This window comes from Candidatus Tisiphia endosymbiont of Hybos culiciformis (genome assembly GCF_964030975.1).
GTDB lineage: Bacteria > Pseudomonadota > Alphaproteobacteria > Rickettsiales > Rickettsiaceae > Tisiphia.
This window is the reverse complement of record NZ_CAXIQH010000001.1, coordinates 762868-783308: the sequence shown is the minus strand read 5'-3', so window position 1 is coordinate 783308 and position 20441 is coordinate 762868. Positions and strand designations below refer to the sequence as shown.

Genomic DNA, 20441 nt, shown 5'->3' with positions numbered 1-20441 from the left:
ACTCATCTATTATAGTGAAACCTATTGAATTAGGTGATACAAACTTTGTGTCATACCTGCGAAAGCAGGTATCTAGATTCCCGCCTTCGCGGGAATGACAACTTACAATCGTTATGGTCTTTATCACCTAATCCTATGAGCATAACTATACCTCACTTAATTTTTTATCAAGCTCAGCTATTTCATTCTGTAAAAATTTAATGAGCTTTTCTATATTCTCTTTATCAATACCATCAATACTATGATGTAGCCTCTTCTTTTCATTACTCAGTATTAGAACTAAATCTTCCCGCCTTTGCTGATACCTCTTCAAAGTCTCGGATTCAACTTGATATACATAATTTGCTGAAAGTTGCATTTTATCGCCATAATATGCTAATTTAAATGCATCCTTCTTATCAGTTTTACATAAATTCACCGATTTACTAAATGAATTAAAACTATATGTATTGACCCTATGTATCTGTTGTTTATTATTATACAATTTTTGGCAAATCTCAGCTTCATAACCTCCAGTAGGCTCACATACTATTAGCTTAATCTCGTCATTCTTTATTAGTGTTATCAGTTCTTCATGCCCTAACTTATCATTGGAAAAACGATTATATATCGGTTTATTGTTAGACTCATATAAACATATATAGTGAAACCTATTGAATTAGGTGATACAGACTTTGTGTCATACCTGCGAAAGCAGGTATCTAGATTCCCGCCTACGCGGGAATGACAACTTACAATAGTTATGTTCTTTATCACCTAATCCTATAGGCATAACTATATCTAACCATTTTTTACTTACATCTAGACCTATTATTTTACTCATGATATAATCTCCTTCATCTTATTGTGCAAGGCTGCTGCTTCCAGCACCTTCTGCAATTTGTTCAAAGCAAACTTTGTAAGAGGGTACTTATTCTATGCTCGATTATCTCAATCAAGTACCCCACAAGTCACCCTCTTACAATTATTTATATCACATTCTCAAGATATAAGGTTTTATGAGGAATTATCTAAGCAATTACCAGAAAATAGTAGGGTTTTCGCAGACAAAGCCTATCAAACAGGGAATCAGCCAGTTGCAGATCAAGGTGGTATTACTCTATACACCCCGGTTAAGAAAGCTAAAGGGCAGGAATTGTTAGATGCGGCAGATAGACTACTATCCAGTGCAATATCAAGCGTGAGGCAACCCATAGAGTCGCTATTTAATTGGATTGAAGAAAAGACCAATATACAAATAGCTAGTAAGGTCAGATCTTACAATGGGCTTATGGTACATGTTTTTGGTAAAATTTCGGTAGCTCTATTCATGATGCAAACTCGGTTTTGCTCTTAATTGGCATTTTAAGTCCAAACAATGCAGATTTTTTTTGAGCCAGTCACGCTCAACGCTTAACTGACCAATTTGCTCATATAGGCTCTTATTAACTCCTGCTGATTTGGCTCAGCACTCTGGGGCTTACTCTTAAAGCCTTGTACTAATAATTCAAGCCCCTGTTTTTTCCAATTACTTATCTGCGTTGCATGAACGCCATACTTACTAGTTATCTGTGCTATTGTTAGCTCACCCTTGATTGCCTCTATGACAATTTTTGTCTTCTCCTCGGCACTATATTATAATTTCACTGTTTGCAAACAAAATTACTGAAACAAGAGAAATCTTTAATAATTATAGAAACAAACTATTTAAGGTTATGACAACTTAAAGTTGCGACTTTTAAATTGCCCTGGGCGTTTATTCGGGTGTTTGCTTGGAAAAATTTTTGCATACCTCGACTATATCCTATTATTAGTTTAATAATGTAAGTACTTTTTTATTATTTGTTAGCAACTAATTTCGTGGGGATATATCAGCTCGCAATGACGCCGGTTATTTTTCCACAACTTTTAAACTACCATGATAACCTCTAAACCCGCCTCCCCTTCTAACTTTCGACAGTTGTGACGCGAATACCACGCAGTTTTGTGGAGCCAATTCTTCAAAGCATTTGCGTATATATATCTAGAATCTTAACAGGTTATAGCACTTAACATATGTTCGTATTAAATAAAAGAGATTCTGTATTTGAGGCAAGTTATAGAATGTTAAAAACAATGTATGAACATATATGTTCAGTGCTATAACTAATAAATGTACAAAGGAAAATTTAAAGAAAGGGCTGTTTTTAAAAGTGTATAAACAATCAGTTAAAGGTAGTGACAGCGAAAGTCGAACTTAGGCAAATATTACAAAAGTAATATTTGCTATATTAAGTCTTTAAAGGAGGTAATCCAGCCGCAGGTTCCCCTACGGCTACCTTGTTACGACTTCACCCCAGTCGCTAATTTTACCGTGGTTGGCTGCCTCTTACGTTAGCTCACCACCTTCAGGTAAAACCAACTCCCATGGCGTGACGGGCAGTGTGTACAAGGCCCGAGAACGTATTCACCGCGGCATGCTGATCCGCGATTACTAGCGATTCCAACTTCATGTTCTCGAGTTGCAGAGAACAATCCGAACTGAGATATCTTTTAGGGATTTGCTCCACGTTACCGTATTGCTTCCCTCTGTAGATACCATTGTAGCACGCGTGTAGCCCAACCCATAAGGGCCATGATGACTTGACATCGTCCCCACCTTCCTCCGGCTTATCACCGGCAGTTTCCTTATAGTTCCCGGCATTACCCGCTGGCAAATAAGAATGAGGGTTGCGCTCGTTGCGGGACTTAACCCAACATCTCACGACACGAGCTGACGACAGCCATGCAACACCTGTGTGTGGTCCAGCCGAACTGAAGGGATGCATCTCTGCTTCCCGCGACCACCATGTCAAGGGTTGGTAAGGTTTTTCGCGTAACATCGAATTAAACCGCATGCTCCACCGCTTGTGCGAGCCCCCGTCAATTCCTTTGAGTTTTAATCTTGCGACCGTACTCCCCAGGCGGAGTGCTTAATGCGTTAGCTACGAAACCGAAAGAATTTCTCCCGATATCTAGCACTCATCGTTTACGGCGTGGACTACCAGGGTATCTAATCCTGTTTGCTCCCCACGCTTTCGTGCATCAGCGTCAGTTGTAGCCTAGATGACCGCCTTCGCCACCGGTGTTCCTCCTAATATCTAAGAATTTCACCTCTACACTAGGAATTCCATCATCCCCTACTACACTCTAGATTAGTAGTTTTGAAAGCAGTTCCGAGGTTAAGCCTCGGGCTTTCACTTCCAACTTACTAAACCGCCTACGCACTCTTTACGCCCAGTAATTCCGAACAACGCTAGCCCCCTCCGTCTTACCGCGGCTGCTGGCACGGAGTTAGCCGGGGCTTTCTTGGTCAGGTACCGTCATTATCTTCCCTGCTGAAAAGGGCTTTACAACCCTAAGGCCTTCGTCACCCACTCGGTATTGCTGGATCAGGCTTTCGCCCATTGTCCAATATTCCCCACTGCTGCCTCCCGTAGGAGTCTGGGCCGTGTCTCAGTCCCAGTGTGGCTGATCATCCTCTCAGACCAGCTACAGATCGTTGGCTTGGTAGGCCATTACCCTACCAACTACCTAATCTGACGCGGGCTCATCCATCAGCGATAAATCTTTCCTCCGAAGAGAATATACGGTATTAGCATTTATTTCTAAATGTTATTCCGTACTGATGGGTAGATTCCCACGTGTTACTCACCCGTTTGCTACTAACTAATTTAGAGCAAGCCCTAAATTAATCCGTTCAACTTGCATGTGTTAAGCATACCGAAAGCGTTCGTTCTGAGCCAGGATCAAACTCTCAAGTTTGATCCTGTCTACTTTTTATTCAAAAAATTGACAGGTTTAATTTATCACTTTAAGTGATAAGTACATTTTGCTGTCACTACCTATATCTGATTATTTACTTTTAAAAACAGCTTACGAGTTAAACGAGTAATCGTCTTTTCGTAGGGGTAATCATATGCAAAATCTACTACGCTGTCAACTGCTATTTTGATTTTTTTTGCATAAGCTTCTAATTTTTTAGATTAAACCTTTGTCCCATAGCATATTGCGTTAACAAATTCTTAATGGGGTCTATATTATCAATAGCTTTAAGCCCTAAACGCCTTAGGTGCCATAAGGGTTTTGAATGATTTGAAAAAATACTATTTAAGCCCTCAGTAATCATGTACATATTAAAATTATCATTTTGCCTTAATTTTTGATATCGCTCTAGCATTGCTGCATTTGTACCGCTATTTGCCACTAATTGAGTTAAAGTTCCAATATCCTTGATGCCCTGGTTCAAACCTTGACCAGCTAGCGGATGGATTACATGTGCACTATCTGCTATAACTGCTATTTTATTATGAAAATATTTACTAGTTATCCGGGCTTTTAAAGGAAAAGTGCTAATATCACTATCCACCGCAATAGCTCCTAAAGAATTTCCACAATTTCTACCTACCAAATACTCAAATTCTTCACCAGGCAAACTCATCAATAGTGCAGCCTGCTCTTGGCTGCTAGTCCATACTATAGACGAGGTTTTTTGATCCTTAAGAGGCAAAATAGCAAAAGGACCAGATGGCATAAAATGTTCAATAGCACAATTTTCATGATTTTTCTCATGCCTAATATTAAATGTCAAGGCAGTTTGGTTATATGCTTTTTCTATTTTATTAAAAAAATAATATTGACGTGCTTTAGAATTATGTCCATCACAAACAATCAATAAGTCACTATTTATAGTCTTCTTGTTATCCAAATATATGATTGAATGCTCAGCTTTACTATCAATCTTTTTATAACCACACTGATCAATTAGGGTGATCAATGAGTTCTTTTTAACATTTTCTAGTAATATCTGCTTAAATTCACTGTTTTTTACTATATAACCTAATGCATCATTGCCTTTGATATTTGGTATACTCAAATGATTTGAGTATAAATGCAGCATTTCTGGTGCCTTGTTATCAACAACATAAATTTCCAGCATTTTGCTAGCTACTTGCTCAATCTCAGACCACACATTAATAACTTCTAAGAACCGCGAAGAAGCAGGAGTTAAGGCAATAGCCCTAATATCAGCACAAAAGCTACTAGAATTTATTGATTGACGCTCAAGGATAGTAGTTTGAATATTCTTCTCGGCAAACGATAACGCCGTAAGCATACCACTTAAACCACAACCTAATATTACTATTTCTTTTTTCATCATGTCACCTTATTAGATTGACTAATAAAATACTTTAAATATGCTCCACTTGCTATAAAACTTAACAGAAAATAAATTAGAGCAATATCTAAATAACAATTATTCATTTTAAATGACCCAAGAAAACAAATGAATAAAGTCATTATACTAGTTAAACTATTCAACACTAATAGTTTGACAAAAATATTTACATTTTTAAGCAATAAATAAATCATTAAACCAACGAATAAAATATTGATGATTAAATAAAAATTTATCATAGACCTATTTAAATTAAACTGATTAGTTGATTATTTGTCCATTCTAGCATAATATCCTGCTATCACTAAGAGTTTTATAGCTAACTCGATTGCATTATGCCAAATTCACAAACGTCATTGCGAGGAGCCGCTTTGCGGCGACGAAGCAATCCCACAGCTGTCGAAAGTTAGAAGGTAGAGCGGGTTTAGAGGTCATTATGGCAGTTTAAAAGTTGTGAAAAAATAACCGGCGTCATTGCGAGGAGGCGTGAGCCGACGAAGCAATCCATTTTTGGTTACTTTTATGGATTACTTCGTCGACCTACGGTCTTCTCGCAATGACGTTGACCACATACAACTTTTAAAGTGTACTATCTAAAACCGCTTCCTCTTCTAACTTTCGACAGTCGTGGAAGCAATCCAGGAAATGATTAAAATGGATTGCCACGACCACTACGTGGTCTCGCAATGACGCTTGCCTGGATCTTACGCCTCCTCGCAACGACGAAGAAGCTATAGTGAAACCTATTGAATTAGGTGATACAAACTTTGTGTCATACCTGCGAAAGCAGGTATCTAGATTCCCGCCTACGCGGGAATGACAACTTACAATAGTTATGTTCTTTATCACCTAATCCTATAGGCATAACTATATCTAAAACCTTGATGGTTTAGCTATACTATTTTTTTATTTATAAAAATTTATTTTATGCACGACACTGACATCATAATAATTGGAGCAGGTCCAGTTGGATTATTTGCTATTTTTCAAGCCGGGATGCTTGGTATGCGTTGCCATGTTGTTGACTCGCAAACAATAATAGGCGGGCAATGTAGCATACTTTATCCAGAAAAACCGATATACGACATACCAGCCTACCCTAAAATTATGGCAGAAGAACTGGTAGCACAATTGGCATTACAAGCCAAGCCGTTTAATCCGACTTACCATCTCGAACAGCAAGTTATACAATTAAAAAAAGAAGAGGACTATTTCCAAATTACCACTTCTAACAACATTACAATAACTGCTAAAGCTATTATTATAGCTGCTGGCTGCGGTTCTTTTGGGCCTAATAGACCACCACTAGCCGGTATAGAAGCATTTGAAGGAAAATCAGTATTTTATTTTATCAATAACCGCAATAGTTTAGCCAACAAAGAAATTGTTATAGCTGGTGGCGGAGATTCGGCGGTAGACTGGGCAATATCACTCTGTGAAATTGCTAAAAAAATATATTTAGTACATCGGCGTGAGAAATTTCGGGCAGCTCCTGAAACTATAAGGAAGCTCAAAGAATTAGCAGATAATGGCAAAATTGAGTTGGTAATTAATTATCAACTAGAGCATTTAGTAGGAAAAGATGGTATCCTAGAAGCAGTTGAAGTAAAGGATTTTGAGGGGAATATTCGCACCTTACCGGCAAATATATTATTACCATTTTTTGGACTTAGCCAAGAACTTGGTCCGATAAAAGATTGGGGCTTGAATGTTAAAACGAATCATATAATTGTCGAGCCAGGTCATTTCGAAACTAATATTCCAGGTATTTATGCAATTGGTGATATTGCTAGTTATCCGGCAAAATTAAAATTAATTCTTACTGGTTTTGCAGAAGCAGCAAGTAGTTTACATCATGCCTATAGTAGGGTATTTGAAGGTAAAGCCTTACATTTCGAATATTCAACTACCAAAGGAGTGCATAAATAGTAGGGTAATTTAAAAGTCGTAGAAAAATAACCGACGTCATTGCGAGAAGCCGCTTTAGCGGCGACGAAGCAATCCAAAAAATTACTAAAAATGGATTGCTTCGTTGGCTTACGCCTCCTCGCAATGACGCTAATTGTTTTTTCTGAAACTTTTAAACTGCCCTGTACAAATAGGGAGCGAATAAATAGTGAAGGAACACGGTAATATAATCAACGGTAAATATTTTGCAGAACAAATATTATCTAAACTAAAGATAGAAATCAATTTACTCAAAGAGCAATATCAGTTGATACCAACTCTTGCTATTATACTAGTGGGCGATAATCCAGCTAGTAGTATATATGTAAGAAATAAACTAAAAGCAGCAACAAAAATTGGCATGAATGCTTTGCAAATAAATTTATCCGATGAAGTTCAAATTGACCATATACTAAATGAAATCACTATACTCAATAATGATTCAAATATCTCTGGGATCATCGTACAACTCCCCTTACCTAACCATATCAATAAAAATTTAATCTTATCTGCTATTGCCCCTAGCAAAGATGTTGATGGTTTTCACCCTATAAATGTTGGTTATCTACATAGTAACTCAGGCGATGGATTTATACCCTGTACCGCCCTTGGCTGTATTGAGTTACTTAAACAAGTTGAGAAAGATTTAGCTGGCAAGAATGCTGTAGTTATAGGACGCTCTAATATTGTAGGAAAACCATTGTCAGCTTTATTAGCTAGAGAAGATTGCACTGTTACTTTATGTCACTCAAAAACTCAAAACTTACACTCTATAACTTCCCATGCTGACATAGTAATATCAGCTATCGGCTCCCCTTTGACATTAACAGAAGAATATTTTAACCCTCAATCTATAGTGATTGACGTCGGTATTAGTAAACTTAGCCATAGTGACAAGATGGTCGGAGACGTTGATTTTTCAAATGTTGTCGATAAAGTACGATATATATCACCAGTTCCTGGCGGTGTTGGACCAATGACTGTTGCTTTTTTGCTCAAAAATACAGTTAAAGCAGCAAGACAAAACAGACTCCTATAGCTAACCCGACTGACATTACTTCCCCAGTTCACAAACGTCATTAGACCAATTAGTGTTAATAGACTTCCTGCATAAATCAATCTAGTTGGTGATTTTGTCGTCGAAACTTGCCTCCGCTCCTCACGTACGTCTATGTACGCGAAGGTAGCAGGCTTCGTTTCTCCTAAAAATCCCTCAACTATAGTTATGCTCATAGGATTAGGTGATAAAGAACATAACGATTGTAAGTTGTCATTCCCGCGAAGGCGGGAATCTAGATACCTGCTTTCGCAGGTATGACACAAAGTTTGTATCACCTAATTCAATAGGTTTCACTATATGAGTACAAAGATTGTCACCCCTACGAAAATACAGGGGTGACAATCTTAAACAACTTGTTAGTATGGGGAAAATAGCGGTTAGAAGTCCATGCCGCCCATACCACCCATACCACCACCCATGCCACCACGTGGCATAGCAGACTCATCTTTATCAGCTGGTTCATCAATAATAAATGCTTCAGTAGTAATAATCAAAGAAGCAACTGATGCCGCATCTTGTAAAGCAGTACGCACGACCTTAGTTGGATCGATAATACCAGCCTTAATCATATCAACATAAGTCATATCTTGAGCATTAAAGCCAAAGTTTTTATCTTTACTATCAGTAAGTTTCCCAACTACAATAGCTCCATCCATACCAGCATTTTCTGCAATTTGCCTTACTGGAGCTTGTAGAGCTTTCTTAACAATGTTAATACCAGCCTGTTGATCTTCATTAGCACTTTTTAGCGATTCTAAAGCTCTTGCCGCATAGAAAAGAGTAACACCACCACCGGCAACAACACCTTCTTCTACTGCAGCTCTAGTAGCATGTAAAGCGTCCTCGACTCGATCTTTTCTTTCTTTTACTTCAACTTCAGTAGCTCCACCAACTTTTAAGACAGCTACACCACCAGCAAGTTTAGCTAAACGCTCTTGTAATTTTTCTTTATCGTAATCTGAACTGGATTCATCGATTTGTTTACGAATTTGTGAGCAACGAGCAGCAATGTCTGCCTTACTACCAGCACCATCAATTATAACGGTATTTTCTTTGGAGATAGTAACTTTTTTAGCAGTACCTAGCATTTTGATATTAACATTTTCAAGTTTCATACCAAGATCTTCACTGATGAGCTGACCACCTGTTAAAATAGAGATATCTTCCATCATGAATTTTTTTCTATCGCCAAAGCCAGGAGCTTTAACCGCAGCAACTTTTAGTCCGCCACGTAATTTATTTACTACCAGAGTAGCAAGTGCTTCTCCTTCTACATCTTCAGCGATTACTAATAAAGGACGTCCTGATTGCACTACTGCTTCAAGTACTGGTAACATTTGTTGTAAATTTGATAATTTCTTTTCAAATAGTAAGATAAACGGATTCTCCAATTCAGCTACCATCTTTTCAGAATTAGTAACAAAATATGGTGATAGATAACCTCTATCAAACATCATACCTTCAACTACATCTACTTCAAAGCTAAAATTCTTAGCTTCTTCAACGGTAATTACCCCTTCTTTACCAACTTTTTCCATCGCCACAGCAATTTTTTCACCAATTTCTTTATCACCATTTGACGAAATAGTACCAACTTGAGCAATCTCTTCTTGGCTACTGATTTTTTTACTGGCTTTCTTAATTTCTTCAACTACTAGGTTAACAGCTGAATCTATACCACGTTTTATATCCATAGGATTAAAGCCAGCTGCTACTGCTTTATTACCTTCCCTTGCTATTGCTTGAGTTAGAACAGTTGCAGTAGTTGTTCCATCACCAGCAACATCAGATGTTTTGCTTGCCACAGATTTTACCAATTGAGCTCCCAAATTCTGAGCTTTATCTTTTAGTTCAATGGCTTTTGCCACTGTTACCCCGTCTTTGGTTAGTCTTGGTGATCCGAATGATTGTTCAATTGCAACATTTCTACCTTTTGGACCTAATGTTACTTTTACGGTATCAGCTAAAATATCAATACCTCTTAGCATTTGTTCACGTGCATTTGAGCCGTGTCTTATTAATTTTGTTGCCATATTATATTCTCCTTACAAATTAAATAATTCTTATAATAATTTAAATAAATTATTAACCAATTATGCCCATGACATCACTTTCTTTCATGATAATCAGATCTAAACCATCAACTTTAACCTCAGTACCAGCCCACTTGCCATATAGTACTTTATCACCTACTTTAACTTCTAATGGGTGGATAGTACCATTTTCCCCTCTCACTCCTTTACCTACAGCTACTACTTCGCCCTGCATAGGCTTTTCCTTTGCTGTATCAGGGATAATAATCCCCCCGAGTGTTTTTTCTTCTTGTTGAATTGGTTTTACCGCAATTCTATCATGCAACGGTCTAAAAGACATTTTTACCTCCATAAAATTAATACTTACACATTGTGTATTCTATATATGCTTGATTTTGTAACAGTTCAAGGGGTAAAAAGAAAAATTCTTAAGAATAATTATTGTGCGTATATTTGTAAAAGTATGATAAAGTTTAGGCACTGTTAACAAAGCTTATTTAGTTGATGAATTAATGGATTTTTTAGCGAAAATTAATAAGATTTTTGCTGGAATAATATACCCATTTCAAAAAAATCTTATAATTTGTAGCAAAAAAGACTTTATTCACCAATTAAATAAGCTTTGTTAACAGTGTCTAATAATGGAACAACAGAAACAGAGCGTTAGTTAAATAATTATTTATGTTTAGACCAGTACTAAAAACATCAGTTAATGCTATTTATTGGATATCCTTTTTTAGTGGAGGAATAATAGCATCTATACTTATAAGTTCAATAGCGTTAATATTACTGCGGTTATTAAAATCGCTAACAATTAATAAAAATCCTGATAAATGGATTATTAAACAAAAAGCTTTTGCACTTGTTACAGTAGCTATAGGAAATATTATTTTTAGTAGTTTAGAAGAATTATCAAGAATAGATAGCCCCGTCGTGCTATCTATTCTTTCAGTTTTTGTATTTATTAATATACTCGTTATATTCTATTATAGTGTGCTAATGCTAGTATAGTTATGCTCATAGGATTAGGTGATAAAGAACATAACGATTGTAAGTTGTCATTCCCGCGTAGGCGGGAATCTAGATACCTGCTTTCGCAGGTATGACACAAAGTTTGTATCACCTAATTCAATAGGTTTCACTATATATTCAATTATCGAAGTAAAAGAGTTAATACCCTAGGTTCTGTTGACAAAATTTAAATTATTCTATTTTGACTCTTTATTAGCTGCAAATTATAAGATTTTTTTGAAATAGGAATAACTATTCCTGCAAAAATCTTATTAATTTTCGCTTAAAAATACTCAAAATATAAACAATTTAAATTTTGTCAACAGAACCTAGTTTATTTTTGATAATCTAGCACTATGTCTTCCACCTTCAAATTTAGTGGTTAAAAATTTATCGACCATTTGACATGCTAGTTCTTCATTTGGTATTTTAGCTCCTAACACTATTATATTAGCATCATTATGAGCCCTTGCTCTTTCTGCCATAAATAAATCAAAACATAAAGCAGCCCTTATTTCAGATATACGATTTGCGGCAATTGACATACCTATACCAGTTCCACAAATTAAAATTCCTAAAGGTGCTCTATTTTCTAAAATTCCATCAACAACTTTTTTAGAGTAATCTGGATAATCCACTATTTCTTGACTATAAGTACCATAATCAAAGATAGATATATTTTTATTGTTTAAATAACTGATTATTTTGCTCTTAAGTAAAAATCCGGAGTGGTCACTGGCTATTAGAACGCTGTAAGTTTTCATAACTACTTAAATTTTGGTAAAAAAAATACTAGAATTAATTGTACATTAAAGTTAGTTTATTGCATAATGAAATTGCAAATTTTTTGGTATGTTATGAAAAGCAATATATTTTTTATCTATTTTGTAATATTTATGATTTCTGGTTGTTCTACTCAACCTCCAGCTCCTATTGAATATAATCGTGGAAAGGATTTTTCTCAAAAATCTACAACCATAAAACCACCAACTACAACATATTCCGAAAATAGCAATATATTAGAAGGTGATGAAGGTGAAATAATAGGTAGAGAGCTTGATGAAAAAGAAAAAGATTTTGATGCTCCGACTGGTTTCTTACAAGAACGCCATGCTATAAAGACTCAAAATCAGGACGATGTAATAATAGTTCCAAGAGTAAAGCTAGATGATAATAAGATAATCTACCGTGAGGCGCAACTAGGGGAAACGTTAGAATCGATAGCCAATGAGTATGGTCAAACGGCTGAACAATTAGCTGAGCTAAATAACATGTCTGAACCATATCATCTTAACAAATCTCAAATTATCATGATAAAAGTTAGTACTGAGCTATTAAATAAAAAAAACCAAGAAATATCCATAAGAAAAAGTGCCATAAAAGAAGCGGAAAATACTGTACCAATTAATACACCAAAATTTATCAAACCAATCGATGGTAAAATTACCATCAAATTTGGTGAACAAACATCTAAAGGAAAAAGCAAAGGGGTTAATATTGCTGCAAACAAAGGTGCTATTGTAAAATCTATCGCATCAGGTAAAGTAATGTTTGCAGGTAATGATACGAAGTTTGGTAACTTACTAATAGTAAAATTAGATGATAGCGACCTTTATGTTGCTTATGCTTATTTACAAGACCTAACTGTTCAAAAAGGAGCAACAGTTTCCCAAGGAGAAGTCATAGGACATGTAGGGAATACTGGAGATGCTGAATATCCTCAGCTGCATTTTGCTATTCGTCAGGGGAAGTTAGCTGTTGATCCGTTACAATATGTAAACTATTAAAATTTCACCTTACACATGGCATTTATAAAGTTATAGGGAAAACAGCTAGCGTCTATTAGCGAGGAGTCACTTTGGTGGCAACGAAGCAATCTAATTTATACTATAGTTATGCTCATAGGATTAGGTGATAAAGAACATAACGATTGTAAGTTGTCATTCCCGCGAAGGCGGGAATCTAGATACCTGCTTTCGCAGGTATGACACAAAGTTTGTATCACCTAATTCAATAGGTTTCACTATAACTTTATGGATTGCTTCGTCGACTCTACGGTCTCTCTCACAATGACGTTGAGACCACAACTGTCGAAAGTTAGAAGAGGAAACGGGTTTATAGGTAATCGTAGCAGTTTAAAAGTTATGGTGTCATTCCTAGCTGCGGCGGGAATCTATAATATTCCAGAGTTTTTTGACGCTATTTTATATCCCTGCCTACGCAGGGATGACACAAAACCAGCTTCTCCTTCTAACTTTCGACAGCTGTGACGTTGAAACCTTGCTTCGTCGCTACTAAAGTAGTTCCTCGCTAATAGACCGAGAGACTATCTAGAACATTAACGGGTTAGCTATAAAATACTCCGCCCGTTATTCCCCTTACTTGGCAAAAATCCTCTATATTGTGCATCCCAAAGAGTTTTATATAGCCCTTCTCTAGCGATTAACATAGCATGAGTACCATCTTCTACAATTTTGCCACGCTTAAATACTAAAATACGATCCATGTGCAGGAGTGTTGATAAACGGTGGGCAACGACTATAGTTGTAGCATTAGTGGTTTCCAAAATTTCATCAATAGATTTTTGAATTAAAGCCTCGGTTGGTGAATCAAGTGCCGATGTTGCTTCATCTAAAATAAGGATGGGTGCATTTTTTAAAATAGCTCTAGCGATGGCAATCCGTTGCCGTTGCCCGCCACTTACTTTTACCCCTCGTTCACCAACTATTGAGTTGTAACCATTGGGCATCTGCAAAATATCGTCATGTATTCTAGCTTTTTTACAGGCTTCTTGAATCTCTGGTAAAGTAGCATCATATTTAGCCAACTGCAAATTTTCTAGAATAGAACGATGAAACATCGTAATATCTTGTGGAATTACTGAAATATTGCTTCTTAGCGACTCTTCCGTTACCTGCGAAATATCGTATCCATCCACTAAAATGGCTCCGCTTTGCAAATTGAAATATCTGAGCAGACATTTAATTAAGGTAGTTTTGCCAGCCCCTGATGTACCAACTATCCCGATCCTTTCTCCAGCTTTGATATGCAATGTAAGATTGTCAAAGATATTATTTCCACCACTACCATAGTTGAAGGTTACATCTTGATATTTAATGTCACCTTTGATACGAGGAAGCAACTTAGCATTTTCTGCATCGGTAACATCTGAGATAGTATTAATAAAGTTATATGAAGATTTGATGGCAGCAATTTTAGGGTTGATAGAAAATATGATATTGTCTAATAACTGATCAATCGCCCATTCAATGTTAAAAGTAATCACCATACTAATGGCAAAATCACCAGCACTGATTTGTCCAGTTTTGTATAAATATGCTGTCACAAATATTTGAGCTGCTGCCAGTAAAGTAATTAATATGCTATCGGTCAAATCTACATAATAAGCATCATATACCCGAGTTTTTCGATCCCAACCTTTCCACTTATCAATGGCAGGTAGGAGTTTTAATTTCAGCTCTGTCCAAACATTGCCAATAATTTTAATACCAAAAATATTACCAACAGAGTCGTTGATAATGCCTACTGCTTCTTGTCGTGCCTTAACATATTCTTCTTGCAGTTGCATTTGTTTTTGGAGCAAAACTGACAATATTGGTACATATACTGCAATAAAAACAATTAACACTCCAGCGATCTTATAATTCATTATGCACAAAAATATTATGCCGCTTACAATAGTTGTAAGCTGAGTCAAAGAACGATAAAGAACCGTGATGACAGTTATAATACCATCTTGAAAATCAGTAATTTTACTGGCAATTTCTCCTGATAAATGGGAATCAAACCAATGTAAAGAATGTTTCATAGTCTTACTGTAGGTATCTTCAACGATTTCTGCCAACATCACTGGCTTGTATTTAATATCAAGAAGCCTACCAATAAAATACACTCCGTGGTGCATCATTTTATATAGTATGAATAATAAGAGAAGTAGGGTAACATTGTCATTTGGATTCTTGGCAATAGTATCAATAATTTCTCTGGTTTGATAATTAACAAACATATTAAATAATGCAGCACTGATGGCTATAAAAGTAAGGCTAGCTAGGTATACTCGGTATTTGTAAGCCAAGGAGTATAGATATGATTTTAGTTGGTAGTTTGAACCCATAAAATATTTATTTCTAGTTATGCAAAAATGCACTTCATTATAGCAGCTTACACCTCCCCCACTAAGTGTTTTTTTAGGATTTTTAATTATGCTCTATCATTGACATAAGCCAGACATCACAATATATTTGATAATAAAACAATTATAATGAGCAGTATAGTGCAAAAATTTCTAAAATATTCAGTAGCGTTATTTATTTTAATAATTGTTATATTGCTGGTAACTCCTTTATTTATTTCTTTGGAATCATATAAAAGACTAGCCTCTGATAAAGCCAAAGAAATAACCGGTCGAGAGCTACAAATCAATGGCAATATCAGCATTTCTTTGTTGCCCACTCCGACTATTACAGTTAAAGATGTAGCTCTTGCTTCTCTACCCAATGCTCATTACCCTTCTTTATTGGAAGTTAAGGAAGTAACGGCTTCTATTTCTATATTATCTTTACTTAAAGGAAAGATAGACATTTCAACGATTGAAATTAACAAACCATTAATTAACTTGGAACGGATGAGTAATGGTTTAGCTTCTTGGGAATTTGCTAAAATGCCAACCAATGTTAGCAAAACTTCAACGGATGAAACGAATAATAGCAAGACGCCGTTTTCTTTATATGTCAACTTAATTAAAATTGTTGATGCTAAGTTAAATTATGTTGATTTTGCTGATAAGACTAAAGGTAATAATGCTGCCCCAACAACAATAGATATTGATAGATTAGAGATCAAAGACCTTCATGGTCCATCTGATTTAGCCTGTCAGTTCTATTCTTCCGGCAAGCATTATGATATCAAAGGTAATATACAAGATAAGCAAGGTGTCATAGCTTTAACAGTAGATTTAAATGCTCTACAAGAAAAGGTTAATTTCTCAGGTAACTTTGCTTACGACAATATGACTTTTGCTGGACAGCTAAAATTGGAAGGAACTGCTAAAAACCTGCAAAGTATTTTTCCTAATATGCCTATCCTGCACGATTTAGATCATAAACTAACTTTTAATATTAATAGTGATAAGAAATTATTAAAAATTAGTGATATTGATTTTACCGCAGGTAAGTTATTAGCTAAGGGTAATGCTAACTTTCGCTTTGAAGATAATAAGATAGATTTAAGAGTTAAATTATTAGATAAGACATTTTCTCTGGCAACAAGCTTCGCCTATTTAGATCAGAATTTATCTCTAAATGGTATTAATTTAACTGTAGATAAAGCTAATTTAACAGGTAATGTAGGAGTTAAAGATTGGGATAAAGAGCTAGTTGTTTCTTATAATGTAAAAATTAGTGAGATACCAACCATTGCTAGTTTATTTGGTAAGACTATACCGATTAATCTTGGAGATATTTGGCTAAAGGGCGAGACCATTAAACAACAAAATTTTCTTAAAACTAATATAAGTAAATTTACTCTTGAGTTTAAAAAGAAGCCTATAAATTTCAGCGGAGCAGTAAATGTCAATTTAGCATCTGCTAAACCAAAGGTTTTATCAGATATAACAATAGCTTCCTTAAATTTAGATGATTTCACTGATGTACCATCTAATAGCGTATCTGCTAGCTCTGTACAAAGTGCAAACAATTCTGCGCCATGGTCTAAAGATACTATAGATTTATCATTTTTAAATAAACTTGATGGAGACTTAACTCTAACTATACAGAAGATTATTAAAGGGAGCCTGATCTTTGATAATGTAAAAACTACTATGTTACTTGCGGGTGGCGTGCTGGATATTAAATCTTTAAATGGTAATTTATTTGGGGGAAGTTTAACCGCTACTGGACAAATTTCTTCGCAAGTTAATCAACCTGTTAGTTTTAAAGCTAGTCTTAAAGATGCTAAGCTAAAAAATATAGCAGCACAGGGAAGTAAAATTAAAGTTACGCAAGGGACGGTTAATTTGGTAACATATCTCAAAACAAAAGGTCAAAGCCAATCTCAATATGTAGGTAACTTATTCGGTACAGCAACATTAACGGCATCTGACGGTATAGTTAGCGGATTTGATCTACAAAAACTATTAGATAGCCTTAGAAATATTAAAAACCTGGCAACTATTTTAAAAATGCTAGATACTTCCTTGGCAAGTGGTGAAACAAATTTCCAAAAGCTTGCGGTAGATAGTGAAATAACAGAAGGTATAGTTAACATAACAGACGGTAAATTAAATGCTGCCTCGTCAGAGCTAACAGTTACTGGAAATGTTAACCTGCCTAAATATACACTTGATATAGATAGTGTTATTAATGTAAATATAAATTCGATACCACCATTGAAAGTTCGCCTTTATGGCAATCTAAATAACCCACAGCATAAACTTGATACTAAGGCATTGCAAGAATATCTTACGAAGAATTTAGTAAATAGTGTGGTTGATGGCGTTAAGAAAGGTACAAAGCCTGAAGATATATTAAAAAATATTATTGGAGGAAGAAAAAATAAGCAAGGAGAAGGAACGCAAAATGATCAAAATGAAGAGTCTTCTGCTAATAAAAATCCTGTCAACAAAGTAAAATCTACCATTGAAAAGGGGCTAAAAGGGTTATTTAAATAATGACTCTATTTAGTATATAGCTAACCAGGGCTAGCTATATTATACTCAAAAAATTTTCTGAAATAATATCTTTTGTTATTAGTGCTACTAAATTTTATGCTATATTATTTTATAACTGATATAGTAAAACCTATTGAGTTAGGTGATACAAACTTTGTGTCATACCTGCGAAAGCAGGTATCTAGATTCCCGCCTACGCGGGAATGACAACTTACAATAGTTATGTTCTTTATCACCTAATCCTATAGGCATAACTATATAGGGTGTTAATTAAGAGCGTTTTTATGGCAAAAATTAAAATAACAGAACAAGAGAGAGATAACTACATATCAGATAAATCATTTTTGGAACATGCTCTTATATATGCTATTAGAGCTAAGGACAATAAAACACTTGAATTGTTAAATAGTAGGTGTCCTAATTTCAATTCTTTTATTAAAATTAAACCCGAAGATTTATTTAAAGAATTAATGCCCTTAGTCACAAATGATAAACATGAAAAGATAGTAAAATTAATAATTAACAAATTCGATAGTAGTTTAAGCCAACAAAGAGATTCAAGAGATGCAACTTTGCTTGATCAAGCTGCTTGCTATGGAGCCGCAAAAATTATAAAAATCTTACTTGCAAAGGGATTTAATCCTAATAATCAAGATTTTTATGGACAGACTTCATTACATCGTGCAGTAACTGCTAATAGTCTAAAAACTGTTCATCTGCTTATTAAACAGCATAAAATAGACTTAAATAAACATCCTGAAACAAACTTATTAAATATTCCAGACCAAGATGGCAATACACCACTTCACTTAGCAATTTTTCATAAGGATTATTTAGTATTAGGAGCATTAAAAGATGCAGGGGCAAAGCAAAATGTAGCGAATAAAAGAGGCTATAATTGTTTGGAACTCTATAATGCATTGACGAAGGGAAGTGCAAAAGTTATGATGCCAAACTTACAACCACCTGAGGAAAAAGAAAACATAAAATTTTATGAAGGAATGACAAGTTTTTATAAGGGTATTTTGTCTGATGAAAATCAAGTAGAATTTTTTGTGAGGGTGCGACCTGGAAAGTCGATTAAAGTAATTGATTGATAGAATAAAGCGAAAGTTTAATTCTACTTAATCCTGCTGTTCTTCCGGCAGAGTCTATCGGGTCTGGCTTCCTTGGTAACGAGGGGGTTAGAAGCACCCGAGACAATGTACCTCCTGGTTCAATCGGTATACGAGTCGTGAGATAGTATATAACTGCTAGTATCAAAGCGGTTGGAGGGCTAGGCTATGATGGTAAGGTGAACATACGTGAATTGCTGATAAAGATCGTTAGGAATAAGAGGCGGAAGATACTAATACGCCTCAACCAAAAAGGTAAATGGGTGGATAATGGATTCTTCAGTGCCATTACGAAGACAACAACCCCATCGGTCGAGAGGCAACACCTAACCCATTAATGTTACTTAATCTGGAACAGGGTAAGCCCCTTTACTTCACCAAGAAATTGGTAGGTTAACCGTAAGGAAGATTGATAAGTAAGGGGGTAAACGATTCTGGAGAAAGCAAAGGCTGTTATGTAATGTAACAGATAGGAGAAAATTCTCCACGCGAAAGCGGGCAGACTTCCAGTTGGTCTTTGATGACAAGAAAATGAGTAAACAATTCGAATATGAGGAAAGCAAATAGATTGTGAGTAATATTACTGGTGCACCCATAGACAATAGAATATCTAGTTGGTCTCAAATACAATGGGAACAACATGAGGTGATTGTTAGAAGATTACAAATGCGTATTGTCAAGGCTGAACAAAGTAAGAAATGGAACAAGGTGAAAGCCTTGTCTCGTATTCTTACAAGCTCTTTTGCTGCGAAAACACTAAGCATCAAACGAGTAGCTGAAATTAATAAAGGTAAAAACACTGTAGGCGTAGATGGAATTAAACTTGATTCCCCTACTGCTAAATGGCAGATGATTGCAAAATTGAAGAAGAAGGGATACAAACCAGAACCTCTAAGAAGAGTTATGATTAAGAAAGCAAATGGAAAATTAAGACCGCTAGGCATTCCAACAATGCGGGACAGATGTCAGCAAGCACTATATTCGCTGCCTCTACTTCCCATAGCTGAATGCAAGGCAGATCCGAATTCCTATGGCTTTCGTCCAGGAAGATCTACAAAGGATGCTATCGAACAATGCTGGATAGCATTGCGAATGAAAATTTCGGCAAATTATGTTCTAGAAGGTGATATAAAAAGTTGTTTCGATGAGATAAGCCATGATTGGATAATGGAAAATATTCCTATAGATAAATCCATTTTACAGAAATGGTTGAAAGCTGGATATATCGAAAGGAATAAATTCTATCCAACAAATAAAGGTACACCTCAAGGAGCTTTATGCAAAGCTTTGCATAATGAACCTTATGCAAAGAAAGTAATTATGCAAAGCAACCTATCAAATCCAAGTACCAATAATAATTTTATTGCATTTTACTTTGCATAATGTCCTAGATTGATAGTGTAGTGCAACT

General features: G+C 35.6%; 21 protein-coding genes, 1 rRNA gene and 1 pseudogene. 11 read left to right on the top strand and 12 right to left on the bottom strand.

Annotated features, from left to right (window positions below):
• Positions 1-145 precede the first annotated feature (145 nt).
• Positions 146-610, bottom strand: a complete 465-nt coding sequence (locus tag ACQH2P_RS04255) for an IS110 family transposase (protein ID WP_425364101.1) — start codon at positions 608-610, stop codon at positions 146-148.
• Entirely contained in the window at positions 580-756 is a 177-nt protein-coding gene (locus ACQH2P_RS04250; RefSeq protein ID WP_425363145.1) for a hypothetical protein, read from the bottom strand. The genes ACQH2P_RS04255 and ACQH2P_RS04250 overlap by 31 nt, the downstream gene beginning before the upstream one ends.
• A gap of 124 nt (positions 757-880) precedes the next feature.
• Between ACQH2P_RS04250 and ACQH2P_RS04245 the strand changes: the two genes are divergently transcribed.
• On the top strand, positions 881-1336 hold the full coding sequence (locus tag ACQH2P_RS04245) for a hypothetical protein (protein WP_425363144.1): 456 nt from the start codon (positions 881-883) through the stop codon (positions 1334-1336).
• Between the two features lie 56 nt (positions 1337-1392).
• Here ACQH2P_RS04245 and ACQH2P_RS04240 read toward each other — a convergent pair.
• The 5 genes and pseudogenes from ACQH2P_RS04240 to ACQH2P_RS04220 form a co-directional block, all read right to left on the bottom strand.
• Positions 1393-1602: pseudogene (locus tag ACQH2P_RS04240) on the bottom strand (helix-turn-helix domain-containing protein); the annotation flags it as partial.
• A 657-nt stretch (positions 1603-2259) separates the two neighbouring features.
• Positions 2260-3762 (bottom strand): 16S ribosomal RNA (locus ACQH2P_RS04235).
• A 208-nt stretch (positions 3763-3970) separates the two neighbouring features.
• A complete protein-coding gene (gene ubiH, locus ACQH2P_RS04230; protein WP_425363143.1) occupies positions 3971-5155 on the bottom strand; it encodes a 2-octaprenyl-6-methoxyphenyl hydroxylase in 1185 nt (394 codons plus the stop codon).
• A complete protein-coding gene (locus tag ACQH2P_RS04225; RefSeq protein WP_425363142.1) occupies positions 5155-5415 on the bottom strand; it encodes a monovalent cation/H+ antiporter complex subunit F in 261 nt (86 codons plus the stop codon). Before ACQH2P_RS04225 ends, ubiH begins: the two co-directional genes overlap by 1 nt.
• Before the next feature lie 340 nt (positions 5416-5755).
• Entirely contained in the window at positions 5756-6025 is a 270-nt protein-coding gene (locus tag ACQH2P_RS04220) for a hypothetical protein (RefSeq protein WP_425363141.1), read from the bottom strand.
• Between the two features lie 78 nt (positions 6026-6103).
• On the opposite strand from ACQH2P_RS04220, the gene ACQH2P_RS04215 reads away from it, so the two are divergent.
• Together ACQH2P_RS04215 and ACQH2P_RS04210 are read left to right on the top strand one after the other, a co-directional pair.
• Entirely contained in the window at positions 6104-7105 is a 1002-nt protein-coding gene (locus ACQH2P_RS04215) for an NAD(P)/FAD-dependent oxidoreductase (protein ID WP_425363140.1), read from the top strand.
• A 187-nt stretch (positions 7106-7292) separates the two neighbouring features.
• Positions 7293-8162, top strand: a complete 870-nt coding sequence (locus tag ACQH2P_RS04210) for a bifunctional 5,10-methylenetetrahydrofolate dehydrogenase/5,10-methenyltetrahydrofolate cyclohydrolase (RefSeq protein WP_425363139.1) — start codon at positions 7293-7295, stop codon at positions 8160-8162.
• 398 nt (positions 8163-8560) lie between these two features.
• On the opposite strand, the gene groL is transcribed toward ACQH2P_RS04210, so the two are convergent.
• Together groL and ACQH2P_RS04200 are read right to left on the bottom strand one after the other, a co-directional pair.
• Positions 8561-10216, bottom strand: coding sequence for a chaperonin GroEL (groL, locus tag ACQH2P_RS04205; protein WP_425363138.1), 1656 nt, complete (start codon positions 10214-10216; stop codon positions 8561-8563).
• A 52-nt stretch (positions 10217-10268) separates the two neighbouring features.
• The gene (locus ACQH2P_RS04200; RefSeq protein ID WP_425364100.1) at positions 10269-10556 is read right to left on the bottom strand and encodes a co-chaperone GroES; all 288 of its coding nucleotides are present in this window, start codon (positions 10554-10556) and stop codon (positions 10269-10271) included.
• A gap of 341 nt (positions 10557-10897) precedes the next feature.
• On the opposite strand from ACQH2P_RS04200, the gene ACQH2P_RS04195 reads away from it, so the two are divergent.
• Positions 10898-11227 carry a hypothetical protein gene (locus ACQH2P_RS04195; RefSeq protein ID WP_425363137.1) on the top strand — a complete coding sequence of 110 codons (330 nt, stop codon included), beginning with the start codon at positions 10898-10900 and terminating at the stop codon, positions 11225-11227.
• Positions 11228-11245: 18 nt separating this feature from the next.
• Positions 11246-11398, top strand: a complete 153-nt coding sequence (locus tag ACQH2P_RS04190) for a hypothetical protein (RefSeq protein WP_425363136.1) — start codon at positions 11246-11248, stop codon at positions 11396-11398.
• Positions 11399-11556: 158 nt separating this feature from the next.
• Here the strand turns inward: ACQH2P_RS04190 and rpiB are convergent, their stop codons facing one another.
• Positions 11557-11991 (bottom strand): ribose 5-phosphate isomerase B, encoded by a 435-nt coding sequence (gene rpiB / locus ACQH2P_RS04185; protein WP_425363135.1) that lies wholly within the window; start codon positions 11989-11991, stop codon positions 11557-11559.
• A 93-nt stretch (positions 11992-12084) separates the two neighbouring features.
• On the opposite strand from rpiB, the gene ACQH2P_RS04180 reads away from it, so the two are divergent.
• The 3 genes from ACQH2P_RS04180 to ACQH2P_RS04170 all read left to right on the top strand — a co-directional run bounded on the left by ACQH2P_RS04180 (position 12085) and on the right by ACQH2P_RS04170 (position 13497).
• Complete coding sequence (locus ACQH2P_RS04180; RefSeq protein WP_425363134.1) at positions 12085-13014, top strand: murein hydrolase activator EnvC family protein; 930 nt, start codon at positions 12085-12087, stop codon at positions 13012-13014.
• A 124-nt stretch (positions 13015-13138) separates the two neighbouring features.
• Complete coding sequence (locus tag ACQH2P_RS04175) at positions 13139-13300, top strand: hypothetical protein (protein WP_425363133.1); 162 nt, start codon at positions 13139-13141, stop codon at positions 13298-13300.
• Positions 13301-13374: 74 nt separating this feature from the next.
• Positions 13375-13497 carry a hypothetical protein gene (locus ACQH2P_RS04170; protein WP_425363132.1) on the top strand — a complete coding sequence of 41 codons (123 nt, stop codon included), beginning with the start codon at positions 13375-13377 and terminating at the stop codon, positions 13495-13497.
• An 80-nt stretch (positions 13498-13577) separates the two neighbouring features.
• On the opposite strand, the gene ACQH2P_RS04165 is transcribed toward ACQH2P_RS04170, so the two are convergent.
• Positions 13578-15362, bottom strand: a complete 1785-nt coding sequence (locus ACQH2P_RS04165) for an ABC transporter ATP-binding protein (protein ID WP_425363131.1) — start codon at positions 15360-15362, stop codon at positions 13578-13580.
• 159 nt (positions 15363-15521) lie between these two features.
• Between ACQH2P_RS04165 and ACQH2P_RS04160 the strand changes: the two genes are divergently transcribed.
• Positions 15522-17915, top strand: coding sequence for an AsmA family protein (locus ACQH2P_RS04160; protein ID WP_425363130.1), 2394 nt, complete (start codon positions 15522-15524; stop codon positions 17913-17915).
• 104 nt (positions 17916-18019) lie between these two features.
• On the opposite strand, the gene ACQH2P_RS04155 is transcribed toward ACQH2P_RS04160, so the two are convergent.
• The gene (locus ACQH2P_RS04155; protein ID WP_425363129.1) at positions 18020-18151 is read right to left on the bottom strand and encodes a hypothetical protein; all 132 of its coding nucleotides are present in this window, start codon (positions 18149-18151) and stop codon (positions 18020-18022) included.
• Between the two features lie 48 nt (positions 18152-18199).
• Here ACQH2P_RS04155 and ACQH2P_RS04150 point away from each other — a divergent pair, with 48 nt between their 5' ends.
• Positions 18200-19012, top strand: a complete 813-nt coding sequence (locus tag ACQH2P_RS04150; RefSeq protein WP_425363128.1) for an ankyrin repeat domain-containing protein — start codon at positions 18200-18202, stop codon at positions 19010-19012.
• 588 nt (positions 19013-19600) lie between these two features.
• Entirely contained in the window at positions 19601-20413 is an 813-nt protein-coding gene (locus ACQH2P_RS04145) for a reverse transcriptase N-terminal domain-containing protein (protein WP_425363127.1), read from the top strand.
• The last annotated feature ends 28 nt before the right edge of the window (positions 20414-20441 follow it).

Bases quoted from the DNA above. Each gene is read 5' to 3' on its own strand.
- ACQH2P_RS04150 (WP_425363128.1), top strand. From the start codon at position 18,200: ATGGCAAAAATTAAAATAACAGAACAAGAGAGAGATAACTACATATCA.
- ACQH2P_RS04180 (WP_425363134.1), top strand. From the start codon at position 12,085: ATGAAAAGCAATATATTTTTTATCTATTTTGTAATATTTATGATTTCT.
- ACQH2P_RS04200 (WP_425364100.1), bottom strand. From the start codon at position 10,556: ATGTCTTTTAGACCGTTGCATGATAGAATTGCGGTAAAACCAATTCAA.
- ACQH2P_RS04225 (WP_425363142.1), bottom strand. From the start codon at position 5,415: ATGATAAATTTTTATTTAATCATCAATATTTTATTCGTTGGTTTAATG.
- groL (WP_425363138.1), bottom strand. From the start codon at position 10,216: ATGGCAACAAAATTAATAAGACACGGCTCAAATGCACGTGAACAAATG.
- ACQH2P_RS04215 (WP_425363140.1), top strand. From the start codon at position 6,104: ATGCACGACACTGACATCATAATAATTGGAGCAGGTCCAGTTGGATTA.
- ubiH (WP_425363143.1), bottom strand. From the start codon at position 5,155: ATGAAAAAAGAAATAGTAATATTAGGTTGTGGTTTAAGTGGTATGCTT.
- rpiB (WP_425363135.1), bottom strand. From the start codon at position 11,991: ATGAAAACTTACAGCGTTCTAATAGCCAGTGACCACTCCGGATTTTTA.
- ACQH2P_RS04165 (WP_425363131.1), bottom strand. From the start codon at position 15,362: ATGGGTTCAAACTACCAACTAAAATCATATCTATACTCCTTGGCTTAC.
- ACQH2P_RS04195 (WP_425363137.1), top strand. From the start codon at position 10,898: ATGTTTAGACCAGTACTAAAAACATCAGTTAATGCTATTTATTGGATA.